Annotated in this window: 18 protein-coding genes; 17 read left to right on the forward strand and 1 reads right to left on the reverse strand. The window is 35.6% G+C overall.

Annotated elements, in window-relative coordinates:
* Window positions 1-26: 26 nt before the first annotated feature.
* The 17 genes from C7377_RS01135 (at window position 27) to C7377_RS01215 (ending at window position 21391) form a co-directional block, all read left to right on the forward strand.
* A complete protein-coding gene (locus C7377_RS01135) occupies window positions 27-455 on the forward strand; it encodes an HYC_CC_PP family protein (protein WP_116495506.1) in 429 nt (142 codons plus the stop codon).
* Between the two features lie 96 nt (window positions 456-551).
* Window positions 552-4376: an efflux RND transporter permease subunit gene (locus C7377_RS01140; RefSeq protein WP_116495507.1), complete on the forward strand. Its 3825-nt coding sequence runs from the start codon at window positions 552-554 to the stop codon at window positions 4374-4376.
* A complete protein-coding gene (locus C7377_RS01145; RefSeq protein WP_116495508.1) occupies window positions 4373-5596 on the forward strand; it encodes a TolC family protein in 1224 nt (407 codons plus the stop codon). The genes C7377_RS01140 and C7377_RS01145 overlap by 4 nt, the downstream gene beginning before the upstream one ends.
* A gap of 1 nt (window position 5597) precedes the next feature.
* Complete coding sequence (locus tag C7377_RS01150) at window positions 5598-7349, forward strand: efflux RND transporter periplasmic adaptor subunit (RefSeq protein WP_116495509.1); 1752 nt, start codon at window positions 5598-5600, stop codon at window positions 7347-7349.
* Between the two features lie 30 nt (window positions 7350-7379).
* A complete protein-coding gene (locus C7377_RS01155) occupies window positions 7380-7763 on the forward strand; it encodes a heavy-metal-associated domain-containing protein (RefSeq protein WP_116495510.1) in 384 nt (127 codons plus the stop codon).
* Window positions 7764-7947: 184 nt separating this feature from the next.
* Window positions 7948-8457, forward strand: coding sequence for a hypothetical protein (locus tag C7377_RS01160; RefSeq protein WP_116495511.1), 510 nt, complete (start codon window positions 7948-7950; stop codon window positions 8455-8457).
* Between the two features lie 138 nt (window positions 8458-8595).
* On the forward strand, window positions 8596-9810 hold the full coding sequence (locus tag C7377_RS01165; protein WP_116495512.1) for a BaiN/RdsA family NAD(P)/FAD-dependent oxidoreductase: 1215 nt from the start codon (window positions 8596-8598) through the stop codon (window positions 9808-9810).
* Window positions 9811-9986: 176 nt separating this feature from the next.
* Window positions 9987-12566, forward strand: coding sequence for a calcium-translocating P-type ATPase, PMCA-type (locus C7377_RS01170; protein ID WP_116495513.1), 2580 nt, complete (start codon window positions 9987-9989; stop codon window positions 12564-12566).
* A gap of 94 nt (window positions 12567-12660) precedes the next feature.
* Complete coding sequence (locus C7377_RS01175; protein ID WP_116496190.1) at window positions 12661-13935, forward strand: DEAD/DEAH box helicase; 1275 nt, start codon at window positions 12661-12663, stop codon at window positions 13933-13935.
* Between the two features lie 53 nt (window positions 13936-13988).
* Window positions 13989-14246 carry a hypothetical protein gene (locus tag C7377_RS01180; RefSeq protein WP_116495514.1) on the forward strand — a complete coding sequence of 86 codons (258 nt, stop codon included), beginning with the start codon at window positions 13989-13991 and terminating at the stop codon, window positions 14244-14246.
* Window positions 14243-15058, forward strand: coding sequence for a M23 family metallopeptidase (locus C7377_RS01185; protein WP_165806819.1), 816 nt, complete (start codon window positions 14243-14245; stop codon window positions 15056-15058). The genes C7377_RS01180 and C7377_RS01185 overlap by 4 nt, the downstream gene beginning before the upstream one ends.
* A 1-nt stretch (window position 15059) precedes the next feature.
* On the forward strand, window positions 15060-15740 hold the full coding sequence (locus C7377_RS01190; RefSeq protein WP_116495516.1) for a phosphoglycolate phosphatase: 681 nt from the start codon (window positions 15060-15062) through the stop codon (window positions 15738-15740).
* Between the two features lie 100 nt (window positions 15741-15840).
* Window positions 15841-16443, forward strand: a complete 603-nt coding sequence (locus tag C7377_RS01195; RefSeq protein WP_116495517.1) for a TetR/AcrR family transcriptional regulator — start codon at window positions 15841-15843, stop codon at window positions 16441-16443.
* Window positions 16443-17933, forward strand: a complete 1491-nt coding sequence (locus tag C7377_RS01200; protein ID WP_116495518.1) for a TolC family protein — start codon at window positions 16443-16445, stop codon at window positions 17931-17933. The genes C7377_RS01195 and C7377_RS01200 overlap by 1 nt, the downstream gene beginning before the upstream one ends.
* A gap of 14 nt (window positions 17934-17947) precedes the next feature.
* Window positions 17948-18940 (forward strand): HlyD family secretion protein, encoded by a 993-nt coding sequence (locus tag C7377_RS01205; RefSeq protein ID WP_116495519.1) that lies wholly within the window; start codon window positions 17948-17950, stop codon window positions 18938-18940.
* Window positions 18940-20121, forward strand: a complete 1182-nt coding sequence (locus C7377_RS01210; protein WP_116495520.1) for an ABC transporter permease — start codon at window positions 18940-18942, stop codon at window positions 20119-20121. Before C7377_RS01205 ends, C7377_RS01210 begins: the two co-directional genes overlap by 1 nt.
* A gap of 10 nt (window positions 20122-20131) precedes the next feature.
* Complete coding sequence (locus C7377_RS01215) at window positions 20132-21391, forward strand: ABC transporter permease (RefSeq protein ID WP_116495521.1); 1260 nt, start codon at window positions 20132-20134, stop codon at window positions 21389-21391.
* Window positions 21392-21609: 218 nt separating this feature from the next.
* On the opposite strand, the gene polA is transcribed toward C7377_RS01215, so the two are convergent.
* Window positions 21610-24378, reverse strand: coding sequence for a DNA polymerase I (polA, locus tag C7377_RS01220; protein ID WP_116496191.1), 2769 nt, complete (start codon window positions 24376-24378; stop codon window positions 21610-21612).
* Window positions 24379-24509: the final 131 nt, after the last annotated feature.

Raw genomic sequence — 24509 nt, forward strand, 5'->3', positions numbered from 1 at the left:
TTCGTAATTTTGCCCATAATTTAAGTATGAAGAAAGTTTTATCCATACTCTTGTCTTTTATCATTGTGGCTAGCCACATGTATTTGACTATTGGTACCCACTTTTGTGGTGGTGAAGCAGTAGAAACAAAAATAATGTTTGGCAAATCACATTTAGGATGTGGTATGATGGAAATGACAAAACATTGTGATGCACCCGAAAATTATAATGAAAATCAGACAACTGTGGGTAAAGTTCCGTGTTGCAAGAATGAATACGAAACCATACAATCTGTAGATAATTTCTTGAAAAATGCCACTCAAACTGTTGAGAAGATTGACTTTGTAGTAGCTTTTATTTATGTTACACTGAATGTTGACTTATTTTCAAGAGAATCTCAACATTTCTTCGTTGATTATCACGCTCCCCCACTTGAAAAAGACGCCCAAGTGCTTTTTCAAACTTTCTTACTTTGATTTTTACATAAACTATCTATTCTTCATCAATTCAAATTGATGAGAATAGTTTTCATTGAGTTATTTCATTTAGTTTTATGTAAAATTTGAAGCAATATGCTTAATAAAATAATAAAGTATTTTTTAGAAAATAAGTTAGTAACCTTTCTTTTATTGATTGGTTTAGTTACTTGGGGTATTGTCACATCTCCATTTGGGTGGCAAATAGACGGTCTTCCTTCTGACCCCGTACCTGTTGATGCCATTCCGGATATTGGAGAAAATCAACAAATCGTATTTACATCATGGAATGGGCGTTCACCACAAGACATTGAGGATCAAATCTCCTATCCCTTAACTACCTATCTTTTAGGAATTCCCGGAGTAAAAACCATCCGTAGCTCTTCCATATTTGGTTTTTCAAGTATCTATATCATCTTTGATGAAGATATAGAATTTTATTGGTCACGTTCGAGAATACTTGAAAAATTAAGTTCTCTTCCCTCAGGATTATTACCTGATGGAGTGCAACCTACCTTAGGTCCTGATGCAACAGCTTTAGGACAAGTCTATTGGTATACGCTCGAAGGGCGTGATAAAGATGGAAACCCGACAGGTGGATGGGACTTGCATGAAATACGTACTGTCCAGGATTTTTATGTAAAATATGGTTTAAATGCGACTGAAGGAGTGTCAGAAGTGGCATCCATAGGTGGTTATGTTCAAGAGTATCAGATTGATGTAAATCCCGATGCTTTAAAATCATACAACATCCCGCTACATCAAGTTATGCAAGCGGTGCAAAAATCCAATCGCGATGTGGGTGCAAAAACCATCGAATTTAATCAAGCTGAATATCTGGTGCGTGGTTTGGGTTATGTAAAAAGTACTTCTGACATTGAAAAGGCAGTAGTTGCCGTACAAGACAATGTTCCTATTCGTGTGAAAGATGTTGGTGTGGTTAAGCTTGGTCCTGCAAATCGACGTGGTGCACTCGATAAAGACGGAGCAGAAGTAGTTGGTGGTGTTGTCGTAGCACGATATGGTGCTAATCCCTTGCAAGTTATTAATAATCTAAAGAAAAAGATTGATGAAATTTCCCCTGGATTACCTAAAAAGACTTTGGCAAATGGCGTTGAAAGTCAACTCACAATAGTTCCTTTTTATGACCGTTCGCAACTAATCCATGAAACACTTGGCACGCTTGAGGAAGCGCTCTCCCTTCAAATACTTATTACAATTCTGGTAATTATTGTGATGATTTATAACCTAAGAGCATCATTTCTCATTTCGAGCTTATTGCCTATTGCCGTTCTTATGGTATTTATTGCTATGCGTTACTTTGGAGTAGATGCTAATATCGTTGCTCTTTCTGGTATTGCTATTGCTATTGGTACTATGGTGGATTTGGGTATTATTCTTTCTGAAAATATTGTCAAGCACATTGATGAATCGCCACCTGACCAAAAGTTGATAACAACAATATATAATGGGTCTTCGGAAGTAAGCTCTGCAATTCTTACTGCTGTATCAACAACCATTGTGAGTTTTATTCCTGTTTTTACAATGCAAGCTGCCGAAGGTAAATTGTTCATTCCATTAGCTTTCACAAAAACTTTTGCATTAATAGCGGCTCTCATTGTTGCACTACTCATTTTACCAACATTGGCACATCTGTTTTTTGGGTTTAAGATAAAAAATTCCCGTTCCAAAAAACTGATAAATATTTTCTTGATACTTACAGGAATTGTAGCACTCTTTTATAGTGAAATCTGGGCAGGGATTTTGTTGATTTTATTTGGAAGCATTCCTTTTATAAAGCCTTTGCTTCAAAAGAAAACATTTTTCAAAAAAGATTTACCAAGAAAATTGCTTGAAAACATAGAGTTAATTTTGGTAGTTATCGGTGTTGTTTGGCTATTGGCTAAATATTGGTTGCCATTAGGAGCAGGCCAAAGCCTATTGCTAAATTTCATCTTTGTTGCACTGCTGGTTGGACTCATCTTAGGTGCATTTACCCTTTTACAGTATTCTTACAAAAGAGTTTTAATTTGGGTATTAGATAATAAAATTAAATTTCTGATTGTTCCGACTCTTCTCATTATCCTTGCTTTAAATATATGGCTGGGTTTTACTAATATCTTTGGTTTTGTAGCCAATGGTGCTGACAAGGTAGGCTGGAATATTCGAACGACATCAGTTTGGTCAGGGCTTGCTCATACATTTCCTGGAATTGGCAAAGAGTTTATGCCTTCGCTGGACGAAGGTAGTTTTTTACTTATGCCCACTTCCATGCCACATTCAGGAATGGAATACAATAGAAAAGTCGTGGCACAATTGGATATGCTGCTAAGTAATATTCCTGAGGTAGAGCTTAGTGTTGGTAAATTAGGCAGAGCAGAATCAGCACTCGACCCCGCTCCTATATCAATGTTCGAAAATGTTATCAATTACAAATCTGAATATGCGTTGAATGAGAGAGGACATCGTATGCGTTTTAAAATAAATAATGATGAACAATTCCTATTGAAGGATGGAGAAGCTTATAGTAATGAAGAGTTACTGAACAGAAAGTTCTCTATGGATGATTTGATACCGGATGAGGATGGTCGTTATTTTAGAAATTGGAGAAAACATATCAAATCATCTGATGATATTTGGAATGAAATAATTGCGGTAACGAATATTCCAGGAGTAACTTCAGCTCCTAAGCTACAACCCATTGAAACACGATTGGTAATGTTACAAACAGGAATGAGAGCACCGATGGGTATTAAGGTTTTTGGTCCTGATTTAAATACCATTGAAGAATTTGGCATGCAGATAGAAAGCATTTTGAAAGAAGTACCTTCGGTGAAAAAAGAAGCTGTATTTGCAGACCGAATCGTTGGGAAACCCTACATCCACTTAAATATTAATAGGAACGAAATATCTCGTTATGGATTAAATGTCGAAGATGTGCAACAGACTATAGAAACGGCAATAGGTGGTATGAAAATATCATCAACCGTTGAGGGTCGAGAGCGATTTCCTATTCGTGTCCGCTATCCACGCGAATTGCGTGACAGTCCAGATGTTTTAAGTACTATTTTAGTCCCAACGCCTACTGGAGCACAAATTCCTTTGGAACAAATTGTAGCTATCGAATATGTGAGAGGACCGCAAGCGGTGAAAAGTGAAAATACGTTTTTGGTTGGTTATGTACTCTTCGATAAAAAAGAAGGTTTTGCCGAAGTAGATGTGGTAAACAATGCACAAGCTATAATCAAGGAAAAAATTGCCAGTGGAGAATTAATAGTTCCGAAAGGTGTTAATTATAAGTTTTCAGGAAGTTATGAAAATCAAGTTAGAGCAGAAAAAAGGTTAAGCATTATCGTTCCTGTCGTTCTAATAATTATCTTTTTGATACTTTATTTTCAATTCCGTTCAGTTTCAACTTCATTAATGATTTTTACTGGAGTCGCAATGGCATTTAGTGGCGGTTTTATTATGCTTTGGCTATACGGACAAGGTTGGTTCGCTGATTTTACCTTCTTTGGAACAAACATTCGAGACCTTTTCCAGATGAGTACAGTCAACTTAAGCGTTGCTGTGTGGGTGGGATTTATCGCTTTGTTTGGATTAGCAACAGATGATGGAGTTTTGATGGGAACTTATCTTGACCAAAGTTTTAAACAAAACCGAACCAAAACTCGAAATGAAATTCGTGCTGCCGTGGTAGAAGCCGGTCAAAGAAGAATAAGACCTGCTGTGATGACAACGACAACAACAATAATCGCTTTGCTACCAGTACTTACATCAACAGGACGTGGCTCTGACATTATGGTTCCCATGGCTATACCGGCTTTTGGGGGAATGTTCATTGCAGCAATTACCTATTATATTGTGCCTACACTTTACTGTATGCGTGAAGAGTATAAACTTAAGAAATTAAAATCATGAAACGATATATCACAATAATCCTTATCTTATTTTGTATAAAGGGATTTTCCCAAACATTAGACGATTACTTTGTAATAGCTGCTGAAAACAATCCAGGCTTGCAAGCTAAATATAAAGAGTATGAAGCTTCCTTACAGAAAATTTCTCAAGTAAATACTTTGCAAGACCCAACATTTTCCTTCGGATATTTTATTTCTCCGGTAGAGACAAGAGTGGGAGCACAAAAAACCAAGTTCTCTCTTTCTCAAGCGTTTCCATGGTTTGGCACGTTGAAGGCTCAAGGCAATACAGCTTCAATTTTGGCAGAGGCGAAATTTCAAGAGTTTATTGAGGCACGGAATAAACTGTATTTCCAAGTCGCTTCCGCTTACTATCCGTTGTATGAACTGCAAGAGTGGCTACAGATTGAACAGGAAAATATTACTATTTTAAATTCTTACAAAAAAATAGCCAATCAAAAGTTTAAAAATGGTAAAGGTGCAATGGTAGATGTATTGCGTACTGATATCATGTTAAAAGATGCAGAAACATCTCTTGAAATACTTCGGTTAAAAGAAAAGCCTTTACGCATCACTTTCAATAAATTGCTGAATCGTCAAGAAGATGAGAAGATATTGATTAATGATTCCCTTCAATTAGACATCTTTTCTATTAATTATAAAAAGGATTCAATTTTTAATAATCCGAAATTGAAAGCTTTGGAATTAAAACAACAAGCGAACAAATCTGCCGAAATAGCAATACAAAAGCAGCGAATGCCAAAAATTGGTGTAGGCTTAGATTATGTTGTGATAAATGAACGACCTGATGTATCTATTGATGACAATGGTAAAGATGTGATTATGCCGATGGTGAGTGTAAGTATCCCTATTTTCAGTAAAAAATACAACGCTGCGACCAAGGAAGCACAATTATTACAAGAGAGCTATAAATTTCAGAAACAAGATGTTGTCAATTCACTAAATGCAGATTATGAAATGGCAGTATTTCAACTTCAGGAGCAAGAAAAACTGATAAACTTATATACGGACCAGCTACAAACTGTGCAACAGTCTTTACGTCTGCTACTTACATCTTATGGGAATTCAGGAAAAGAATTTGAAGAAGTCCTACGGATGCAACAAGAGTCATTGCAATATCAGAAAATGATTGCTACTGCTATGAAAGCGTATCATATTGCCATGGCAAAAGTCAATTACTTAATATCAAAATCTTACTAAAATGAAAGCAACAGATAAAAAAATTATAATAATCGCCTCTGCAACTCTAATCATTGGTTTGTTAATGGGTTGGTTACTCTTTGGAGGCAACAGCGTTTCTCATAATGATTCAAAACAAGTATCAAGTGAGACTACTACAGAAACAATATGGACTTGCTCTATGCATCCCCAAATACGACAAAATGAACCTGGCGACTGTCCCATTTGCGGAATGGATTTAATTCCTCTTGAGGAGGAAGAAAATGAAGGAATCGATCCTAATGCTATAAGGATGTCCCCTACCGCTATGCAATTGGCGAATGTAAGCACAGCAATTGTTGAAGAGATGGGTACAACAAAAAAAATTCAATTGACCGGAAAAGTGCAAACAGATGAACGTCTGGTCAATTCACAAGCTTCACACATACCCGGCAGAATTGAGAAGCTACTGGTAAATTTCACAGGCGAATTTGTAAAAAAAGGTCAGACTATTGCCTATATCTACTCACCTGATTTGGCTACAGCTCAGGAAGAACTACTTGAAGCACAAAAGATTGCTGATTATCAACCTGAGCTTTTTGACGCCGCAAAAGGAAAATTAAAGAACTGGAAACTTTCAGACAGACAAATCCAGCATATTCTCAGCACTGGGAGTACACAAACTAATTTCCCGATTATCGCTGATATTTCAGGATATATTACTTCAAAAAATGTAAACTTAGGCGACTATGTAAAAAGAGGTGAGCCGATTTATGAAATTGCTAATCTTTCAAAAGTCTGGATTTTGTTTGATGTATATGAGTCGGAAATGAGTTGGATAAAAAAAGGAGATGAAGTGGAATTTACAATTGCTTCTTTACCAGGCGAGGTTTTCAATGGCACTATTTCATTCATAGATCCAGTTATTGATTCAAAAACCAGAGTAGCAAAGGCGCGAGTAGAATTTAACAACAAAAATGGTCAGCTAAAACCTGAAATGTTTGCCTCAGGGATTGTAAAATCAACATTGCCGAAACAGTCAAATGCTATTGTTGTGCCAAAAACAGCTGTTATGTGGACGGGAAAACGTTCTGTTGTATATGTAAAATCTAGTTCTGATAAAGGAGTGAACTTTATCTTACGAGAAGTTACCTTAGGAGCTGCCTTAGGCGATAGTTACTTAGTAAAAGATGGACTGATGAAAGGAGAAGAGATTGCTACTAACGGAACATTTAGTATAGATGCTGCCGCACAATTAGCTGGGAAACCAAGCATGATGAGTCCTGAAGATGGTACCGATATCGCTGAAGATAATCATGAAAGCCATAGCGTTAGCTCCATATCCATATCTTCAAAAGCTAAGAAAGCATTACAGCCATTATACACTTCGTATTTCGAATGGAAAAGTGCTTTAGCCGATGATAATTTTGAAGAAGCCAAAGAAAATGCTATTGGCATGAAATCTGCATTAGCAAATATAGATATGGAACTTTTCAAAGATGATGCTCATCATACATGGATGACGTATCAAGAAAATATTGGTGAGAATTTAGAACATGTAGAACACACCAAAGATATAGAAGCACTACGTAAAATATTCCAACCGGTATCTAATGCAATGATTGAAATGACGACTACATTCCATCCTAATGATGACGTGATCTACGTACAACATTGTCCGATGGCGGACAATAATAATGGTGCTGACTGGTTGAGTAAGGAAGAAGAAATACTGAATCCGTATTTTGGCGATATGATGTTGAACTGCGGAGAGGTAACTCAAGAAATTAAATAACTAATTTTATAAACATAAAAAATTAATAAAATGAAAACAAAAGTAATAAGTTTAATAAGCATGTTCCTTTTAGGAGCAACGATGTTATTTGCACAAGCAAAAACTGAAAAATTTGAGGTGAAAGGAAAATGCGGTATGTGTGAAACACGTATCGAAAAAGCTGCAAAATCTGTAGAAGGAGTTAATGAAGCAGACTGGAATTTGAAAACCCATATGTTAGAAGTTTCATTTGACGAGTCGGAAACCTCTTTAGATGAGGTACAAAAGGCTATCGCTAAAGTGGGACATGATACACCGATGCACAAAGCTTCAAAAGAAGTTTATGATGCACTCCCAGGATGTTGTAAATATGACCGTATCGAGATGAAAGATGATAAAAAACATCATAATCATCATAAAGAACATAAACATTAAAACTATAACAATACTTTGTTCAGAGGCTATCTTCTAAAAAGGATAGCTTCTTTCTTTTATACTTATTTTTAATAAAAAGCCCATGAATATAATGTTAAAAATAATATCTCATACGCAACCTTTTTACTATTTCTACGTATATCTATTGATAGTAATTTTTTATTAACCTTAAAAAGCTAAAAATATGAGTATTAGAATTTTTACAACATTATTGCTTATAAGTAGTATTATCTTCTCTTGCTCAGACGATGATGATTTTAGATATCAAAATAATTTCGAACAAAGTAAAAAAGCCTGGTTAGATTTTAAAGAAGCTACAAATAATTCTTACACATACACCACATCATTTGATTCTTGGATTGGTTCTCATCAAGAAACTGAAATAACAGTATCAAATGGGGAAGTAATTAAACGAAGTTATAAATACACTTTCCCATACGATGATACAATAGAAGATGTTGAATGGACTGAAGAAGGTGACCAAATAGGCAGTCACGAAGAGGGAGACGAACCAATGACTTTAGATCAAATTTATGGGTTAGCAGAAACTGAATGGTTAACCAAAAAAGATAATACTATTACTTATTTTGAAACTAAAAATAATGGAATGATTTCTCTCTGTGGTTATGTAAATAAGGATTGTGCTGATGACTGCTTTAGAGGTATTACTATAGACAGTATTGATTCATTGTAAGGAAATACTAGCTTTAAAAATATTAAAGAAACCTAGGTGAAACATAAAATTAACTCTAGTGCTTCTTAATTCATATCTTTTTTAGTAAATTGTAAATTCAGTGTAAAATTGAAAGATTAAAAAAGATATAGATAATCAATGAACAAAGTACTTATAATTGGAGGTGGCGCGGCAGGTTTCTTTACGGCTATTAATGCTAAAGAAAATAACCCTTCGCTTGATATTACTATACTCGAAAAAGGAAAAGAAGTTTTGCAAAAGGTAAAACTTTCTGGTGGTGGTCGTTGCAATGTCACTCATGCGTGCTTTGAGCCCCAAGAATTAGTTAAGTTTTATCCAAGAGGAGAGAAAGAACTCTTGGGTCCTTTTCATCAATTCATGACTGGGGACACCTTCGAGTGGTTTGAAAAAAGAGGAGTTCCACTAAAAATAGAAAGTGATAATCGTGTATTTCCAAAAGCGAATACCTCACAAGCTATTCTTGATTGTTTACACAATGCAATTCATAGGCTAAACATTCAAGTTTTAAGAAATCAAGGAGTTACAAAAATTCATAAGCATGAGCATCGTTGGGTAGTTACTACTAAAGTACAACAATTTGTTGCCGATTATTTGGTGATAACCTCAGGCAGTTCAAGAAAAACTTGGGATTTGTGCAAGGTGCTAGGTCATTCAATAGTTGATCCTGTTCCTTCCTTATTTACTTTCAATATAAAGGATAAGAGGATTAAAGAACTTTTAGGAGTTTCAGTTCCAAATGCAAAGGTTAAATTAGCAGATACTTCCATTGAAAACTCCGGAGCTTTATTGATTACACATTGGGGCATGAGCGGGCCTGCTATTCTCAAACTTTCTGCATTTGGTGCCCGTTTTTTAGCTGAAAGAAACTACAAGCATGAGGTCGAAGTTAACTGGCTAGGTGAAGACTTTGAGACCATATTAGATAGATTCTATGAGCTTAAAACATCTCAAGCAAAAAAGCAACTTAGCCTAAAATCACCATTCAATAATATTCCTCGTCGCTTATGGGAACGCTTATCAGAATCTGCAAAAATCAAGTCTTCGCAAAACTGGGGAGATATAACTAAGCATCAAATTCAAAACCTAGCAACTGAATTAACTAGAGGAATATTTCATATCAACGGACGAACTATTTTCAAGGATGAATTCGTAACTGCTGGCGGTGTAGACCTTCAAGAAATCAATTTCAAACGTTTTGAAAGCAAAGTTCACAAGAACCTATTTTTTGCTGGTGAAGTTTTGAATATTGATGCTATCACTGGAGGGTTCAACTTCCAAAATGCCTGGACAGGTGGCTATATCGTTGCAAAGAGCATAGCTAGCGATGCATAAACAGGGATTTTATCCTTGAAAAATCACAGCAATATCAATAGTAACAAATTGTCTAATAAGGCTAAGCCATAAAATAATCCGAAATTTCTAAAATGTCTTTTTAGCACAATAATTGTTCTTTTTTATTTTTCAATTTTTTAAGCGATATTTAATATTCTATTAAAACCTATTTGAAAATGCAGTATTACACATCATCAATTGAAGAAGTAAAACAATCTTTAGGAACTGACGAGAAAGGTTTATCAAGCACTACTGCCCAAAAACGCTTAGAAGAAAATGGTAAAAATGAACTCATAGAGGGTAAAAAGAAATCGCTTTGGATGATTTTTCTAAGTCAATTCAAAGACGTGATGATATTGATACTAATAGTTGCAGCAGGTGTATCCATTGCCCTCGGTGAATCTCAAGATGCTATTGTTATACTCATCATTGTAGTGTTGAATGCGATAATCGGTTTCGTTCAGGAATATCGTGCTGAAAATGCCATGGCCGCTTTGAAGAAAATGTCTTCAACATTTACAAAAGTGCGCAGAGATGGAACTATAACAGAAATAGACTCGCTTAATCTAGTGGTTGGCGATGTCATTTTGTTAGAGGCCGGGAATATCGTTCCTGCTGATATGCGTCTTATTGAATCTCACTCGCTCAAAGTAGAAGAATCTTCATTAACAGGAGAGTCTGAATCAGTCACCAAAAGTACAGAAACTTTAAATGATAAAGACTTACCAATTGGCGATAGAGTGAACATGACATATAAAAGTACCATAGTATCATATGGTCGTGCAAAAGGTATCGTTGTAGCAACAGGCATGGATACTGAAATCGGACGTATAGCACAACTTCTACAAGGCGAGGAATCTGAAACACCACTGCAAAGAAGATTAGCCAATCTAGGTAAAAAGTTATCATTTGCAGTACTCGCTATCTGTGCGATTATGTTTGCGGTCGGCTATTTTATACGTGGTGAAGAGCCCATGAATCTTTTACTCACTGCGATATCACTTGCAGTGGCAGCAATCCCCGAAACATTACCTGCATTTATAACGATAGCTTTAGCTCTTGGAGCGAAAAGCATGGTGAAAAAAAATGCACTTATTCGTAAGCTTCCTTCTGTAGAAACTTTGGGTTCTGTAAACTATATCTGCTCTGATAAAACAGGTACTATTACTCAAAACAAAATGACGGTAACTGATACCTGGCAACCTGAAGAGATTATTCAAATTGATGGTTTTACAGACGAAGAATTGCTTTTAATGGCTATGGAACTCAACCATGATGTCTCTGTAGATGAAGGAGAATTAAAAGGAGACCAAACAGAAGTAGCGATTGTAGAATTTAGCAGAAATGAAAAACTTTATAAAGAATCCTGGCGTGATTTGAAGCGAATTAGCGAAATTCCTTTCGATTCTGAAAGAAAAAGAATGACTACAATTTATGCTATTGGAAATAAATACTTAACTATTACTAAAGGAGCCGTAGAAGCAGTTCTTGAATGCAGTACTGATGAGGATGATAAACAGATTCACGAAGCTGTTAATAAATTTGCAAAAGAGGGAAAACGTGTCTTATCATATGCTGTTTCTGTTATCGCCAATATCCCAGAAAATATAACTGTTGAGAATACTGAGAAAGATTTAGACTTCATCGGATTAGTAGCCATGATTGATCCACCAAGAGAGGAAGCTAAAAAAGCCATTGCTGACTGCCATACTGCTGGCATTACACCAGTGATGATTACTGGTGACCACCCAGTAACTGCTGAAGCTATCGCCAGAGAAACAGGAATTATCCATAAGAGTACTGATAAAGCCATCACGGGTAGGGAGTTGCAACAAGTCGATGATTCAGAGTTTGAGAATACAATCGAAAACATCAAAGTCTATGCAAGAGTATCGCCCGAGCAAAAATTAAAAATTGTTCAAACCTTGCAAAATAAAGACTACTTCGTAGCGATGACAGGCGATGGAGTCAACGATGCACCAGCTTTACGTACAGCCAACATTGGCGTTGCAATGGGAATTACAGGAACTGACGTAAGTAAAGAAGCGGCACAGATGATTTTGTTGGATGATAATTTTTCAACAATCATAAAAGCCGTTAAGGAAGGTCGTAGAATTTTTGACAACATTCGTAAATTCATTCGCTATACTCTCACTAGTAACGGCGGAGAGATTTGGACTATATTCTTAGCTCCCCTTCTGGGATTACCTATTCCCTTATTGCCGATTCATATTTTATGGATCAACCTAGTGACTGACGGGCTTCCTGGCTTAGCCTACGTTGCAGAACCGGCTGAAGATAATATTTTGAAAAAACCACCTCGTAAATCCGACGAGAGCATATTCTCTGGGGGTATGGGTTGGTATATTCTATGGGTTGGTTTACTTATGGGTGCTATTTGCATAGGCACTCAAGCTGGAGCTATTTACTTGGGAAATCCTAAATGGCAGACAATGATATTTACAGTTCTTTCGCTAAGTCAAATGGGACATGCTATGGCAGTAAGAAGTGAATACAAATCACTTTTCCAACAAGGTGTATTTAACAATATGTATCTCGTTGGAGCCGTACTGCTTACTGTGGTTCTTCAGCTAGCTGTTATTTATATTCCTTTTTTACAAAACATTTTTCATACTCAAGCCCTTACATTAGCCGAATTAGCAGCGTGTATGGGTATATCAAGTATTATATTTTGGGTAGTTGAACTAGTGAAGGTTATAAAAAGAAAGAAGTTAAAAGCTAAGAATTTAGTATAAAATTGTTTGCTAATGAGCATCAAATTAATTAGTTGTATCTTTGCAAACTCAAAGCAACAAAGCATCTCTAAATACTGTTGCAAAAATTACACATATGACATTTAAACAATTAGGATTATCGGAAGCTATACTAAAAGCTGTCGAAGAAAAAGGATATAAAACGCCATCACCAATTCAGGCAAAATCTATTCCCCCCATATTGCAAGGACGAGATGTACTGGCGTCTGCACAAACAGGGACTGGAAAGACCGCAGGATTTACGTTACCAATATTGCAACGCCTAGAAGAATCAAACATTACTAAAAGAAAAGCAATAAGGGCATTAATCTTAACTCCAACCCGAGAATTAGCTGCTCAAATCTATGACAACATCAGCGAGTATAGTAAATATTTAGACATAAATTCCACCGTTATTTTTGGCGGTGTGAAAGCTGGACCTCAAATACGTACCCTTAAGCAAGGAGTTGACATATTAGTTGCAACCCCTGGCAGACTGCTTGACTTGCACAGCCAAAAAGAGCTCTTTTTGGATAAAGTTGAAGTTTTCATTTTAGATGAAGCAGATAGAATGCTCGACATGGGTTTTGTAAGAGATATTAATAAAATAATGAGTCTATTACCTTCAAAAAGACAAAACTTAATGTTTTCGGCTACTTTCTCACCAGAAATAAAGAAGTTAGCTGGTGGTATTCTAAGAAACCCTGTTGCTGTAGAGGCCGCGCCTCAAAATAGTTCTGCCGACACTGTTTCCCATAAGGTATATTCAGTCAATAAAAGACAGAAAGCTGAAGTATTAATCAAACTTATCAATGAAAATAATTGGAGTCAAGTTTTGGTATTCACACGCACTAAACACGGTGCTAATAATTTGACAAAAAAACTCAACAAAGCTAATATAAGCGCAGTAGCCATACATGGGAATAAAAGCCAAGGTGCTAGAACAAAAGCTCTTGCAGATTTTAAAGCAAAAGAAATAAGAATACTAGTAGCAACTGATATAGCTGCACGGGGATTAGACATTCCATTATTGCCACATGTAATTAATTTTGAACTTCCGAACGTACCACAAGACTACATTCACCGTATTGGCAGAACAGGTAGAGCTGGAGCAGAAGGTGAAGCCATATCATTAGTATGCAGTGAAGAGACAGAATATTTAAAAGAGATAGAAAAATTATTAAAAGACACTATAGAACTAGAGATTATAGAAGATTATGAACCCACAGATACTGCACCTCCTCTAAAAACATCAACCCAAAGTAAAACAAAAGGGCGCAACACACGAAATTCATCACAAAGAAGAAATTATAAGAGTAGAAATAATTCTAACTCAAATAATAATAGCTTATCAAAGAGAAGCCGGAACTAAGATTGACTTGTGTGGATAATATTTGAGATAACTATAGATAAAATTTTTTAGCTATGAAGAAAAATAAAATAGCAATTGGGAGCATAGGGATTATTTTTGGTTATCTTATTTTCGCTCTTATCATTCACTTTGTTTCAAAGCCAGAAAATGAGGTAATAAAGCTACAACCTATAGAAAGTATTAAGATTTATTTCTTTGCATTGGTTTACTCGATGGGAAATTTGGGGTGGCTTATTGGAATTTTATTGTTATTAGGCTATATTGCACTATGCTATATCATAGCAATTTGGATTTTCAGACAATTAAGATGAAGTATGCTTTATTAATTATACTTATTTTTAATATTTCATTTTGTGAAGCACAGACTAAACTAAAGGTTTACTATAAAAAGACGAGTATAGGATACCGTATTTATGCTGACAATAATGAATTCTGTCCTGTGAGTACTAAGTTTGATTTTTCACTGACAAATCTATTCGTAAAAGATGGTAAAAAACAAGCTTTTGTTATAGAACCGCTTGCAAAAGAACAACTTCTGACTTCACTTAATATTATTGATAAGCATAAAGCCTATGGATTCACTTACAACTTTACATCATATTTAGGAGATTATCGTGTGGATGAAGTAGATGAAAAATATAACTACAGTTTGCCCTATAAAACCGGACAAGAGTTCCGTATAAATCAAGGCTACTTAGGAACCTCAACACATAAAAACGTGAATGCTTTAGATTTTTCATTGCCATTTGGAACCGAAGTCGTTGCAATAAGAGATGGAATTGTTGTGCGGGTTATCGAGAACCATCAAAGAGGTTGCCCAACAAAAGATTGTGCTTCTTACACTAATTATATTACCATATATCATTCAGATGGTACATTTGCAGAATATGCACATTTGAAACATGATGGGAGTTTGGTTAAAGAAGGCGATAAGGTGTTAAAAGATCAGTTGATTGGATTTAGTGGCAATACGGGATGGTGTTCTGGTCCTCATCTGCATATTGAAGTATATAAAAGAAACTTTAAAGTAAAAAAGAGTTTACAAACAAAATTTAGAATAGGTAACGGTGGGCAAACCGTGGGCTATCTAAAAGAAGGGGAAACCTACTTAAAAGATTATTAAAATGAAATGCAAGAGATTTACAGATAAGGAGTTAATTATCTTTGATTTGGATGGAACGCTTATCAACAGTATTCCAGACCTTACATTGGCAACCAATAAAATGCTAAAACATTATAAGCTACCCCCATTAACTATGGAAGAGGCAACGCCATATATAGGGAATGGTGCAAAAGCTTTGGTGGAAAGAGCACTTAATCATACAACTAAAGAACAATCGGTTTCTGAAAACCTTACAGCAGAAGCGCTTGAAATCTACTTTAAGGCTTACGAAGAGGCACCTTGCAATGATACCTTTCTTTACCCAGGAGTAAAAGATACATTAGTATATTTAAACAAGAAAGGCTATAGAATGGTGATATGCACAAACAAGCCCTTTCAATTTATCGAACCTATTTTAGAATGTTTAAGTATAAAACACTTTTTCGAATCATGGATAGGAGCAGACTCTTTAGCTAAGCAAAAGCCTGAGCCCGATCCCTTATTATACTTTACCAAAAAGACGAAGATTCCTGTAGAGAAAACGATTATGATTGGTGACTCAAAAAATGATATTTTAGCCGCTCGTAATGCGAATATGCATAGCATCGGTTTTACCTACGGTTACAACTATAATGAGAATATTGCCGACTATAAACCTACAGTTGTTGCGAACAGTTTTTCAGAATTGAAAAGGGTGTTTTAATTCTAAATTTTGGAGCTAAAAAAGTTTCATTATTTAGTAAATTTTATTTACTTTTGCAACTAATGAGTGAATGCTCATTTATTAAAAGACCACTATTCGTATGGCAAGGCAAGTTGATGAGAATAAGATTAATGCAATAAAAAAAGCCACTGTGGAGACTGTAGTTATTGACGGTATTTCAGGAGCTTCTATTTCAAAAATTGCATCTAAGGCTGGTGTATCCGTCGGCTATCTTTATCGTTTTTATAAAGGTAAACGTGAGCTTTTAGAGGCTTTATTTGAAGAACGCTTTCAAATGATAAATAATCTTCTTCTAGATCAAGTTTATACACAGAATTCAGTAGAAGATATAGTAACGTTTTTTGTAAAAACTATATACGAAATTGCGAACACAAGACCTCAATCAATTAGTTTTACACACAAACTCCTCTCTGATTTTTCATTTGAACTTCCAAAAGAATTCAAAAAAGATGTGACCAATATCTGCCAGAGACTCATTAAATTGGGACATAAAACTGGAGAAATAGATGCTGACATTACCGATGAAATAATCTATGTCCTTCTTGTAGGAGGCGTACTCAATTTTGTTAATATCCGACAAAGGAGAATATTTGAAGACAAAGAGTTTACCCAAGAAGATGTTGTTAAAACAACAGAACTTCTCTTAAAAGCTTTGTCTCCAAACTCAAAAAATAGTAACTAATGAAAAAGATATATCTATCAGTACTTTTTATCGGGTTTTTAGTGACTTCGATTCAGGCGCAGCGTAGTCTTACTTTAGATAGTTGCAGGGCATTGGCATTAAAAAACAATAAAGAACTGAGAATAAGCCAGGAAGAAGTGCAAATTGCTGCACTTAAAAGAAAAACGGCTTTAACGAATTACTACCCGAAAGTAACCGCAATGGGCGCCTATATGTTCCTGCCTGATGAGATTTCTCTTTTAGATGATACTCAAAAACAATCATTACCTCATTTAGGAACAAGCCTAGGAGCAGATTTTCAAAAAGCAGGCTCTCTTTTAGCACATAAACATCCGCAGTTTGCTCCTTTGTTACAAGATGTAGGAGCTATTGTTTCACAAAACTTAGTGCCAAAACTTGATCAAATAGGAAATAGCCTAGTTCAAAGTTTAGATATTGATACTAAAAACCTATATGTAGGTGCAGTGAATTTTACTCAACCTATTTTTGTAGGAGGAAAGATACGAGCTTATGATAATATCACAAATTACGCAACACAGATTGCAGAAAATAAAAATAGACTAACCACGCAAGAGGTGCTATTGCAAACAGATCAAGCCTATTGGAAAGTGGTTTCTCTAAGCAATAAAAAAAATCTTGCAGACAGCTATCTTGAGTTGCTTACAAAAATGGAAAGTGACATCGACAAAATGATAGAACAAGGAGTTGCCACAAAAGCGGATGGACTAAGCGTAAAAGTTAAGGTAAATGAGGCGGAAATGAAACAAACCAAAGTAAACAATGGTCTTAATTTAGCAAAGATGGCATTATGCCAGATCTGTGGAATTGAATTGAATACCTCCATTACCCTTGCTGATGAAAAAAAGGAAAGCTTAACATTAACCTATATTTCAACAGAAAATAATACTGCCCTTGCTTTTGAAAACAGACCTGAAATCCAATCACTTGAATTAGCGAATTTGGTATCAGAGCAAAAAGTAAAAGTTGAACGTTCTGAGTTTTTGCCCCAAGTAGCCTTCACAGGCAACTATATAATTACCAACCCTTCAATTGACGATGGTATAAATAATGAGTTTCAAGGGATGTGGAGTTTAGGAGTTCAAATAAGTATTCCCATTTGGCACTGGGGAGAAGGTAAATATAAAGTCAATATCGCAAAATCAGAAAGAAACATTATTGATTATAAACTAGAGGAAACGAAAGAAAAAATTACCCTACAGGTTAATCAAGCCAATTTCAAAGTCAATGAAGCCAAGAAGCAACTCGCTATGACTGAGAAAAACATTGAAAAAGCAGAAGAAAACTTACGCTATGCTAAGTTGGGTTTTAAAGAAGGAATGATACCGTCTAGTGAGGTTTTAGAAGCCCATACTACTTGGTTTGATGCTCAATCGGAGAAAATAGATGCACAAATTGAAGTAAAGTTAAGCCAAGTTGAATTACAAAAGGCTTTAGGTATTCTTACTGAAAATAGGATAAATGAATTTTAAGAAAAACCATTGATATGATATCTCAAAAATCACAACAAAATGATATGCTCTTAGCAGCACTTGCCTTTTTAGGTGTAGTTGCTGTGGTTGCTATTGTGGGCTTTTTCACATTGAAAAAAGGACCCGAGGTTATTCAAGGTCAAGTAGAAGTGAAAGAATATAGGGTTTCGGGCAAAGTCCCAGGACGAATTCGAGAATTCCGTGTGGATGAAGGACAAAAAATTCAAAAAGGAGATACCTTAGTCATACTTGAAGCTCCTGAAATAGAAGCAAAGCTTGACCAAGCTGAGGCTGCAGAACGGATGGCTAGAGCCCAAAATAAAAAGGCAAGAAAGGGTGCTAGAGAAGAGAAAAAACAGTCTGCCTATGAAATGTGGCAAAAAGCAAAAGCAAGTGTGGAAATCGCTCAAAAATCTTACGAGCGAATTAAAAATCTGTATGAAGAGGGCGTTGTGACTGCACAACGTTTTGATGAGATTACTGCTAAAAGAGATGCCGCATTAGCTACCGAACGAGCTGCAAAGTCACAATATGATATGGCTAAAAATGGAGCAGAACAGGAAGACAAACTGAGTGCTGCAGCACAAGTACAAAGAGCACAAGGTGCGGTAGCAGAAGTCAACTCATATCTAAATGAAATGTATCTAACTGCACCAATGGATGGCGAGGTTGCCGAAATCTTCCCACATATCGGGGAATTAGTAGGTACGGGCTCACCAATTATGAATGTATCTATGATGCAAGAAATTTGGGTAACATTTAATGTAAGAGAAGACCTGCTTCCCAATTTTAAAATCGGGCAAGAAATCATTGCAAAAATACCAGGTTTGGGAAATAAAGACATTAAATTGAAAGTCTATATGATGCAAGATTTAGGCTCTTACGCAACATGGAAAGCGACAAAAAGTACTGGAGATTACGATTTCAAGACATTTGAAGTTAAAGCGAGACCCGTACAAAAGATGGAAGGACTACGCCCTGGAATGTCTGCAATTGTTACTAAATAATGCAAAGGAAAACATCCCATATTAGTGCTTTTATCACTCTCGTCATTCGTGAATGTAAACGCATGGTTTCAAGACCATTATACTTTTTCGGGATGATTTTTGTGCCTCTATTTTGCTTTTTATTCTTCCCATCTTTGATGAAGCAGGGCTTACCAAAAAATATACCCATAGGCCTTGTAGATGAAGATAATTCTTCCCTATCCAGAAGAATTGGCAGAAATTTAGATGCAATGGAACTGACACAAATTGTGCATCAATATGAGAGCGTCTCCAAAGCTAGAGAGGCAATTCAAAAGAATGAAATCTATGGTTTTATGTATCTGCCTGTTAATTTATCAAAAGATGTAAAAGCACAACGACAACCAAAAATTTCATTTTATACCAACAATGCGTATATTGTTCCTGGCTCCCTCCTATTTAAGGATATGAAGAGAATGTCAGAGCTTACCGCCGCCGCAGTAAATAGGGAATTGATGTATGCTAGAGGAGCTAGCGAAAATAAAGTCCTTGCGACTTTACAGCCCATTGTTATAGAATCGTATGCGCTTGGAAATCCATGGCTAAATTACTCTATTTACTTAACAAATATATTACTCCCGGGGTTACTTGGTCTTATGATTTTCATGATGACCGTTTATGCTATTGGTGTTGAAATAAAAGACAATACAGCCAGAGAATGGCTAAGTATAGGCAATCATTCTGTTACCTTAGCACTTACAGGTAAACTATTTCCCCATACCATCGTTTTTTTTCTAATGGGTGCTATTTACAATATCTACCTTTATGGTATTTTAAATTATCCTATTAACAGTGGAATATTTCCCATGCTATTGGCTACTTTCTTTTTCATATTGGCATCACAAGCATTTGGTATTTTTATGATTACCGTTATGCCATCGTTGCGTATGGGGCTGAGTTTTGCTTCACTTTGGGGAATGATTTCTTTTTCTATCTCAGGTTTTTCATTTCCTGCTATAGCAATGTACGCCCCATTACAAGCAGTCGGCTATTTATTCCCATTGAGACATTACTATTTAATTTATGTAAGCCAAGCCCTCAACGGCTATCCACTAATTTATGCTTGGAAATATTATATCTTTTTACTGCTATTTATTTTATTTCCATTCTTAACTCAAGGGCGATTGAAGAAAGCTCTCATTTATTTTAAATATATACCTTAAACTATTCGAAATGTTACGAAGAAAAATACATAGCGGATTTTTAGGTGTCTTTCATATTTGGAAGTTGGAGATGAAAAAAATCTTTCGTGACGAAGGAATTATTTTGTTTTTCATCATTGTTCCTTTAGCATATCCTATTCTATATACGAGTCTTTACAATCCTGAAGTATTACGAGAACTACCTGTTGCTGTAGTCGACAACTCAAAGAGCGCTTTAAGTAGAGAGTATATACGAAAAGTGGATGCTACACCAGATGTATCAGTACAATCAGTTAGTGTAGATATGCCAGCAGCCAAACGCTTAATGATGGAGGAGAAAGTATATGGAATCATTCACATACCTTCAGATTTCAGCACCAATATTATGCAAGCTGAAAAGCAAGCAATTGTGAGTGTCTTTATTGATATGGGAAGTCTGTTGTACTATAAGGCGATAATGGTCGCCAATACAGATGTATCGCTACAAATGAATAGAGAGATAAAAATACAGCGTAAATCAAGCACGGAGAGAGAGGAGCAGGTGTATGCTTATCCTATTGAATATGAGCATATAAATATATTTAATTCAGCAAGTGGATTTGCCTCTTTTTTAATTCCTGCTGTTCTTATCTTAATATTACATCAAACATTATTACTTGGTGTGGGTTTGCTGGCGGGTACTGAAAGAGAACAAAGCAGATTCAATGACATGATTGCTCTGCATAAGCACCATAGAGGAACATTGCGCCTAATTTTAGGAAAAGGGCTCGCTTATTTTATGATTTATCTTTTTAATACTGCCTATGTACTTTTTTTAGTTCCAGCTTTTTTTAATTTACCACAATTAGGACATACATTTGATATTTTACTATTCTTAATTCCTTTCTTGCTTGCAACAGTGTTTTTTTCTATGACTCTTTCCACACTTGTTCAAAATAGAGAGACCTGTATCGTTTTATTTGTATTTTCTTCAGTCCCGTTGTTATTTATATCTGGAATATCTTGGCCATCTACAGGAATTCCTCCATTTTGGGAAAGTGTTTCTTATCTTTTCCCCTCCACCTTTGGAATCAATGGATATGTAAGGCTTAGCAGTATGGGAGCTCAACTGCATCAGGTAAAATTTGAATTTATTGGACTTTACTTGCAGTTAGTATTTTATTTTATCACAACATTTATAGTTTATCGTCGTGAAATCTTCATTAGTCAATTACATAAAAAACATCACTGGTCTAGACTTCGAAAAATAAGGGAGAAAGCAAATAGAACCTTTGCTAAAAAGCCTTTGTAATCAATTAGATTTTTGCTTATTAGCTACTGATCATCTAATTCATAAGTTTATACCAAAATTTACAAGTATTCTTACAGGCTTTTGGATTCAACTCTAGGGTACTAAGTGATTCACGATATTATTCGTATCTTTGCAACGAAGTTTTATGATTTCACAGTCATAATTCATCATTAAAAGGTAGTAGCTTCCACTTACTACCTTTTTTTGTTGGCTTAAAATTAATGTGCTTCTAGCCAATTATCGCCCACTCCAATTTCTGCAGTCAATGGTACGCTAAGTTTTACGGCTTCTTCCATTCCAATCTTAATAATACGTTTTAGCTCTTCTAGCTCTGTTCTCAAACAATTAAAATTCAATTCATCATGCACTTGAATAATCATTTCAGATTTTAAACCTTCTTCTTTCATCATCTTGTGGATTCGAATCATTGCTAACTTGATAATATCTGCTGCAGAACCTTGAATAGGAGCATTAATAGCATTACGCTCAGCAACGCCACGCACTATCGCATTATTGGAATTGATATCTTTCAAATAACGACGCCGTTGCATAATGGTTTCTACGTAGCCCCTTTTGCGTGCTTTATGCACAGCCTCATCCATAAATTCTTTGACTTTAGGATAAGTTTTGAAGTAACCATCAATTAACTGCTTTCCGTCGGTACGTGAAATATCTAAACGCTCTGCTAAGCCCCATGCAGAAATACCATAGATAATACCAAAATTGGCTGTTTTCGCTTGTCGTCTCATTTCAGGTGTCACTTCTTCTAATTTTACCTTAAAAACCTTTGCGGCAGTAGCGGTGTGGATATCCTCATTTCTATTAAATGCGGCTAACATTTCCTCGTCTTCACTAAGATGAGCCATGATCCTTAATTCTATTTGAGAATAATCAGCAGAAACAAAAATGTGTTCGTCATCTGATGGAATAAAAGCTTTACGAATATACCGTCCTTGTTCTGTACGAATAGGGATATTTTGTAGATTAGGGTTCGTGGAACTCAGGCGACCTGTCGATGTCTCGGCTTGGTTAAATGTGGTATGGATACGACCTGTTTTTTCTGAAATATAATGAGGCAATGCTTCCACATATGTCGAAATCAATTTCGACAAAGAGCGGTATGCCAATATTTTATTAATAATGGGATGCTTGTCACGTAATTTTACTAAAACCTTCTCTGATGTAGAATATTGTCCAGAAGCTGTCTTTTTGGCTTTACTGTTCAGTTGCATTTTACCAAACAGAACTTCTCCTAACTGTTTCGGTGATGCTACATTTAAGTCCGGTTCATCAGCCATTTCTTTAATTTCTGCTTCTATCTCGTTGAGTTCTTCCTCTAATTTTTTCTTATAGTCCGATAAAAGTTCAGTATCTATCGTAGCTCCATTGTACTCTAACTGTGCCAGTACCCATACCAAAGGAATCTCAATATTATGAAATAAATCTAAGACTTTCCTTTCTTCTAACGTAGGTTGTAATAGATGTTGCACTCGTAAGGTTAAACTAGCCTCTTCACAAGCAAATTGATGCAAAGTTTCCAAACTGAGATTTTTTGCAGATTTTTTATCTCTTCCTTTCCCCAATAAATCCTCAAAACGTTTTGGCATATAATTGAGTAATTGATGAACCACATAATCAAAATCATGCTTTAATTCCGGTTGCAACACATAATGGGCTAATAGCGTATCCCATAATTTGTTTTTTACCTCAACTCCATTCCAAAAAAGCGTCAAAAGTACTTGTTTGCAATCATGTGCAATCATTGTTAAATTTTCATCCCCGAATATGTGGTGAAATTCTTGCAGTTCTGCCTTATCGCTTAAAGGTACGTAAAAGGCTTCATCTTCTTTTAGACTGACTGCAAAGCCTAGACAATCATATGAATCTTTCTGAGTAATCATGCGTATCGAATAGCGTTCTACTAAACACATCTCGGCTCTTAAATCCTGTCTTCTTTCGGCAGTATCTATTAGGAAATAGCGCTGTATAGGTAAAGACTGTGATACTTTCTCTTCAGTGTATCCAAAGTTCCCATCATCAAAAAGTGAAGTTTGTTGAGAGCTATCTGCTTTTGTTTTATCAGTCGGTTTATTCTTTGAATCTATATTATTTGTGTTCTTATTGAAAATACGCTTAGATAAGGTAGCAAATTCCAACTCTCTGAAAATCTCTTGCAATGCTTCAAAATTTGGTTCTTCATGTTCTAGAGACTTAGCATCTAACTTAATTGGGACATCAAGCTTGATTGTAACCAACATTTTAGACATTCTTACTTGGTCTGCATATTCTATTAAATTTTGCTTCTGCTTCCCTTTAAGATCTTCAACATTATCTAATAGATTCTCTATACTCCCGTATTTTTCAATCAATTTTTGCGCTGTTTTTGGTCCAATACCAGGACATCCCGGAATATTATCCGAGGCATCTCCCATTAAGCCTAGTATATCAATTACCTGCAATGGATTTTCTATACCAAAACTTTCTCTAACTTCATCGACACCCCAAACTTCTTCTTCCTTTCTGCCTCCTCGTTTGGGCTTAAACATAAAGATATTTTTGGTGACTAACTGTGCATAATCTTTATCCGGAGTCATCATATAGACTTCAAAACCTTCATCAGCGGCTTGATGTGCTAAAGTTCCGATAACGTCATCTGCCTCATAATTATCTACAGAGAGACATGGAATATTAAATCCTTCTATTATTTTCTGAATATAGGGAATAGAATCTCGTATCTCCTCCGGCATTGGAGGGCGTTGTGCCTTGTATTCTTTAAATTCTTCATGTCTAAATGTTTTTCCTTTTGGATCAAAAACGACAGCTATATGGGAAGGATTTTGTTTCTCTAAAACTTCTAATAAACTATTTGTAAATCCAAGTATTGCCGAGGTGTTTAATCCATTTGAAGTAAATCGGGGATTTCTAATAAATGCGTAATAAGAACGATATATTAATGCATAAGCATCAAGTAAGAAAAGTTTTTTCATAAAAGAATATTCTTCATAATTTATAAATTGCAAGATACTGAATATTCTATAAAAACTACAGATGTTGCTCTTGCCATCTGGATTTTCTACATAGCATTTCAACTAAGATTATGCAAAAAATAAAGAGAACA

The organism is Balneicella halophila (assembly GCF_003096835.1).
In the GTDB taxonomy this organism is placed as follows: domain Bacteria; phylum Bacteroidota; class Bacteroidia; order Bacteroidales; family Balneicellaceae; genus Balneicella; species Balneicella halophila.

Bases quoted from the DNA above. Each gene is read 5' to 3' on its own strand.
- C7377_RS01165 (WP_116495512.1), top strand. From the start codon at position 8,596: ATGAACAAAGTACTTATAATTGGAGGTGGCGCGGCAGGTTTCTTTACG.
- C7377_RS01175 (WP_116496190.1), top strand. From the start codon at position 12,661: ATGACATTTAAACAATTAGGATTATCGGAAGCTATACTAAAAGCTGTC.
- C7377_RS01195 (WP_116495517.1), top strand. From the start codon at position 15,841: ATGGCAAGGCAAGTTGATGAGAATAAGATTAATGCAATAAAAAAAGCC.
- C7377_RS01160 (WP_116495511.1), top strand. From the start codon at position 7,948: ATGAGTATTAGAATTTTTACAACATTATTGCTTATAAGTAGTATTATC.
- C7377_RS01210 (WP_116495520.1), top strand. From the start codon at position 18,940: ATGCAAAGGAAAACATCCCATATTAGTGCTTTTATCACTCTCGTCATT.
- C7377_RS01190 (WP_116495516.1), top strand. From the start codon at position 15,060: ATGAAATGCAAGAGATTTACAGATAAGGAGTTAATTATCTTTGATTTG.
- C7377_RS01200 (WP_116495518.1), top strand. From the start codon at position 16,443: ATGAAAAAGATATATCTATCAGTACTTTTTATCGGGTTTTTAGTGACT.
- C7377_RS01185 (WP_165806819.1), top strand. From the start codon at position 14,243: ATGAAGTATGCTTTATTAATTATACTTATTTTTAATATTTCATTTTGT.
- C7377_RS01215 (WP_116495521.1), top strand. From the start codon at position 20,132: ATGTTACGAAGAAAAATACATAGCGGATTTTTAGGTGTCTTTCATATT.
- C7377_RS01140 (WP_116495507.1), top strand. From the start codon at position 552: ATGCTTAATAAAATAATAAAGTATTTTTTAGAAAATAAGTTAGTAACC.
- polA (WP_116496191.1), bottom strand. From the start codon at position 24,378: ATGAAAAAACTTTTCTTACTTGATGCTTATGCATTAATATATCGTTCT.
- C7377_RS01150 (WP_116495509.1), top strand. From the start codon at position 5,598: ATGAAAGCAACAGATAAAAAAATTATAATAATCGCCTCTGCAACTCTA.
- C7377_RS01180 (WP_116495514.1), top strand. From the start codon at position 13,989: ATGAAGAAAAATAAAATAGCAATTGGGAGCATAGGGATTATTTTTGGT.
- C7377_RS01145 (WP_116495508.1), top strand. From the start codon at position 4,373: ATGAAACGATATATCACAATAATCCTTATCTTATTTTGTATAAAGGGA.
- C7377_RS01155 (WP_116495510.1), top strand. From the start codon at position 7,380: ATGAAAACAAAAGTAATAAGTTTAATAAGCATGTTCCTTTTAGGAGCA.
- C7377_RS01205 (WP_116495519.1), top strand. From the start codon at position 17,948: ATGATATCTCAAAAATCACAACAAAATGATATGCTCTTAGCAGCACTT.
- C7377_RS01170 (WP_116495513.1), top strand. From the start codon at position 9,987: ATGCAGTATTACACATCATCAATTGAAGAAGTAAAACAATCTTTAGGA.
- C7377_RS01135 (WP_116495506.1), top strand. From the start codon at position 27: ATGAAGAAAGTTTTATCCATACTCTTGTCTTTTATCATTGTGGCTAGC.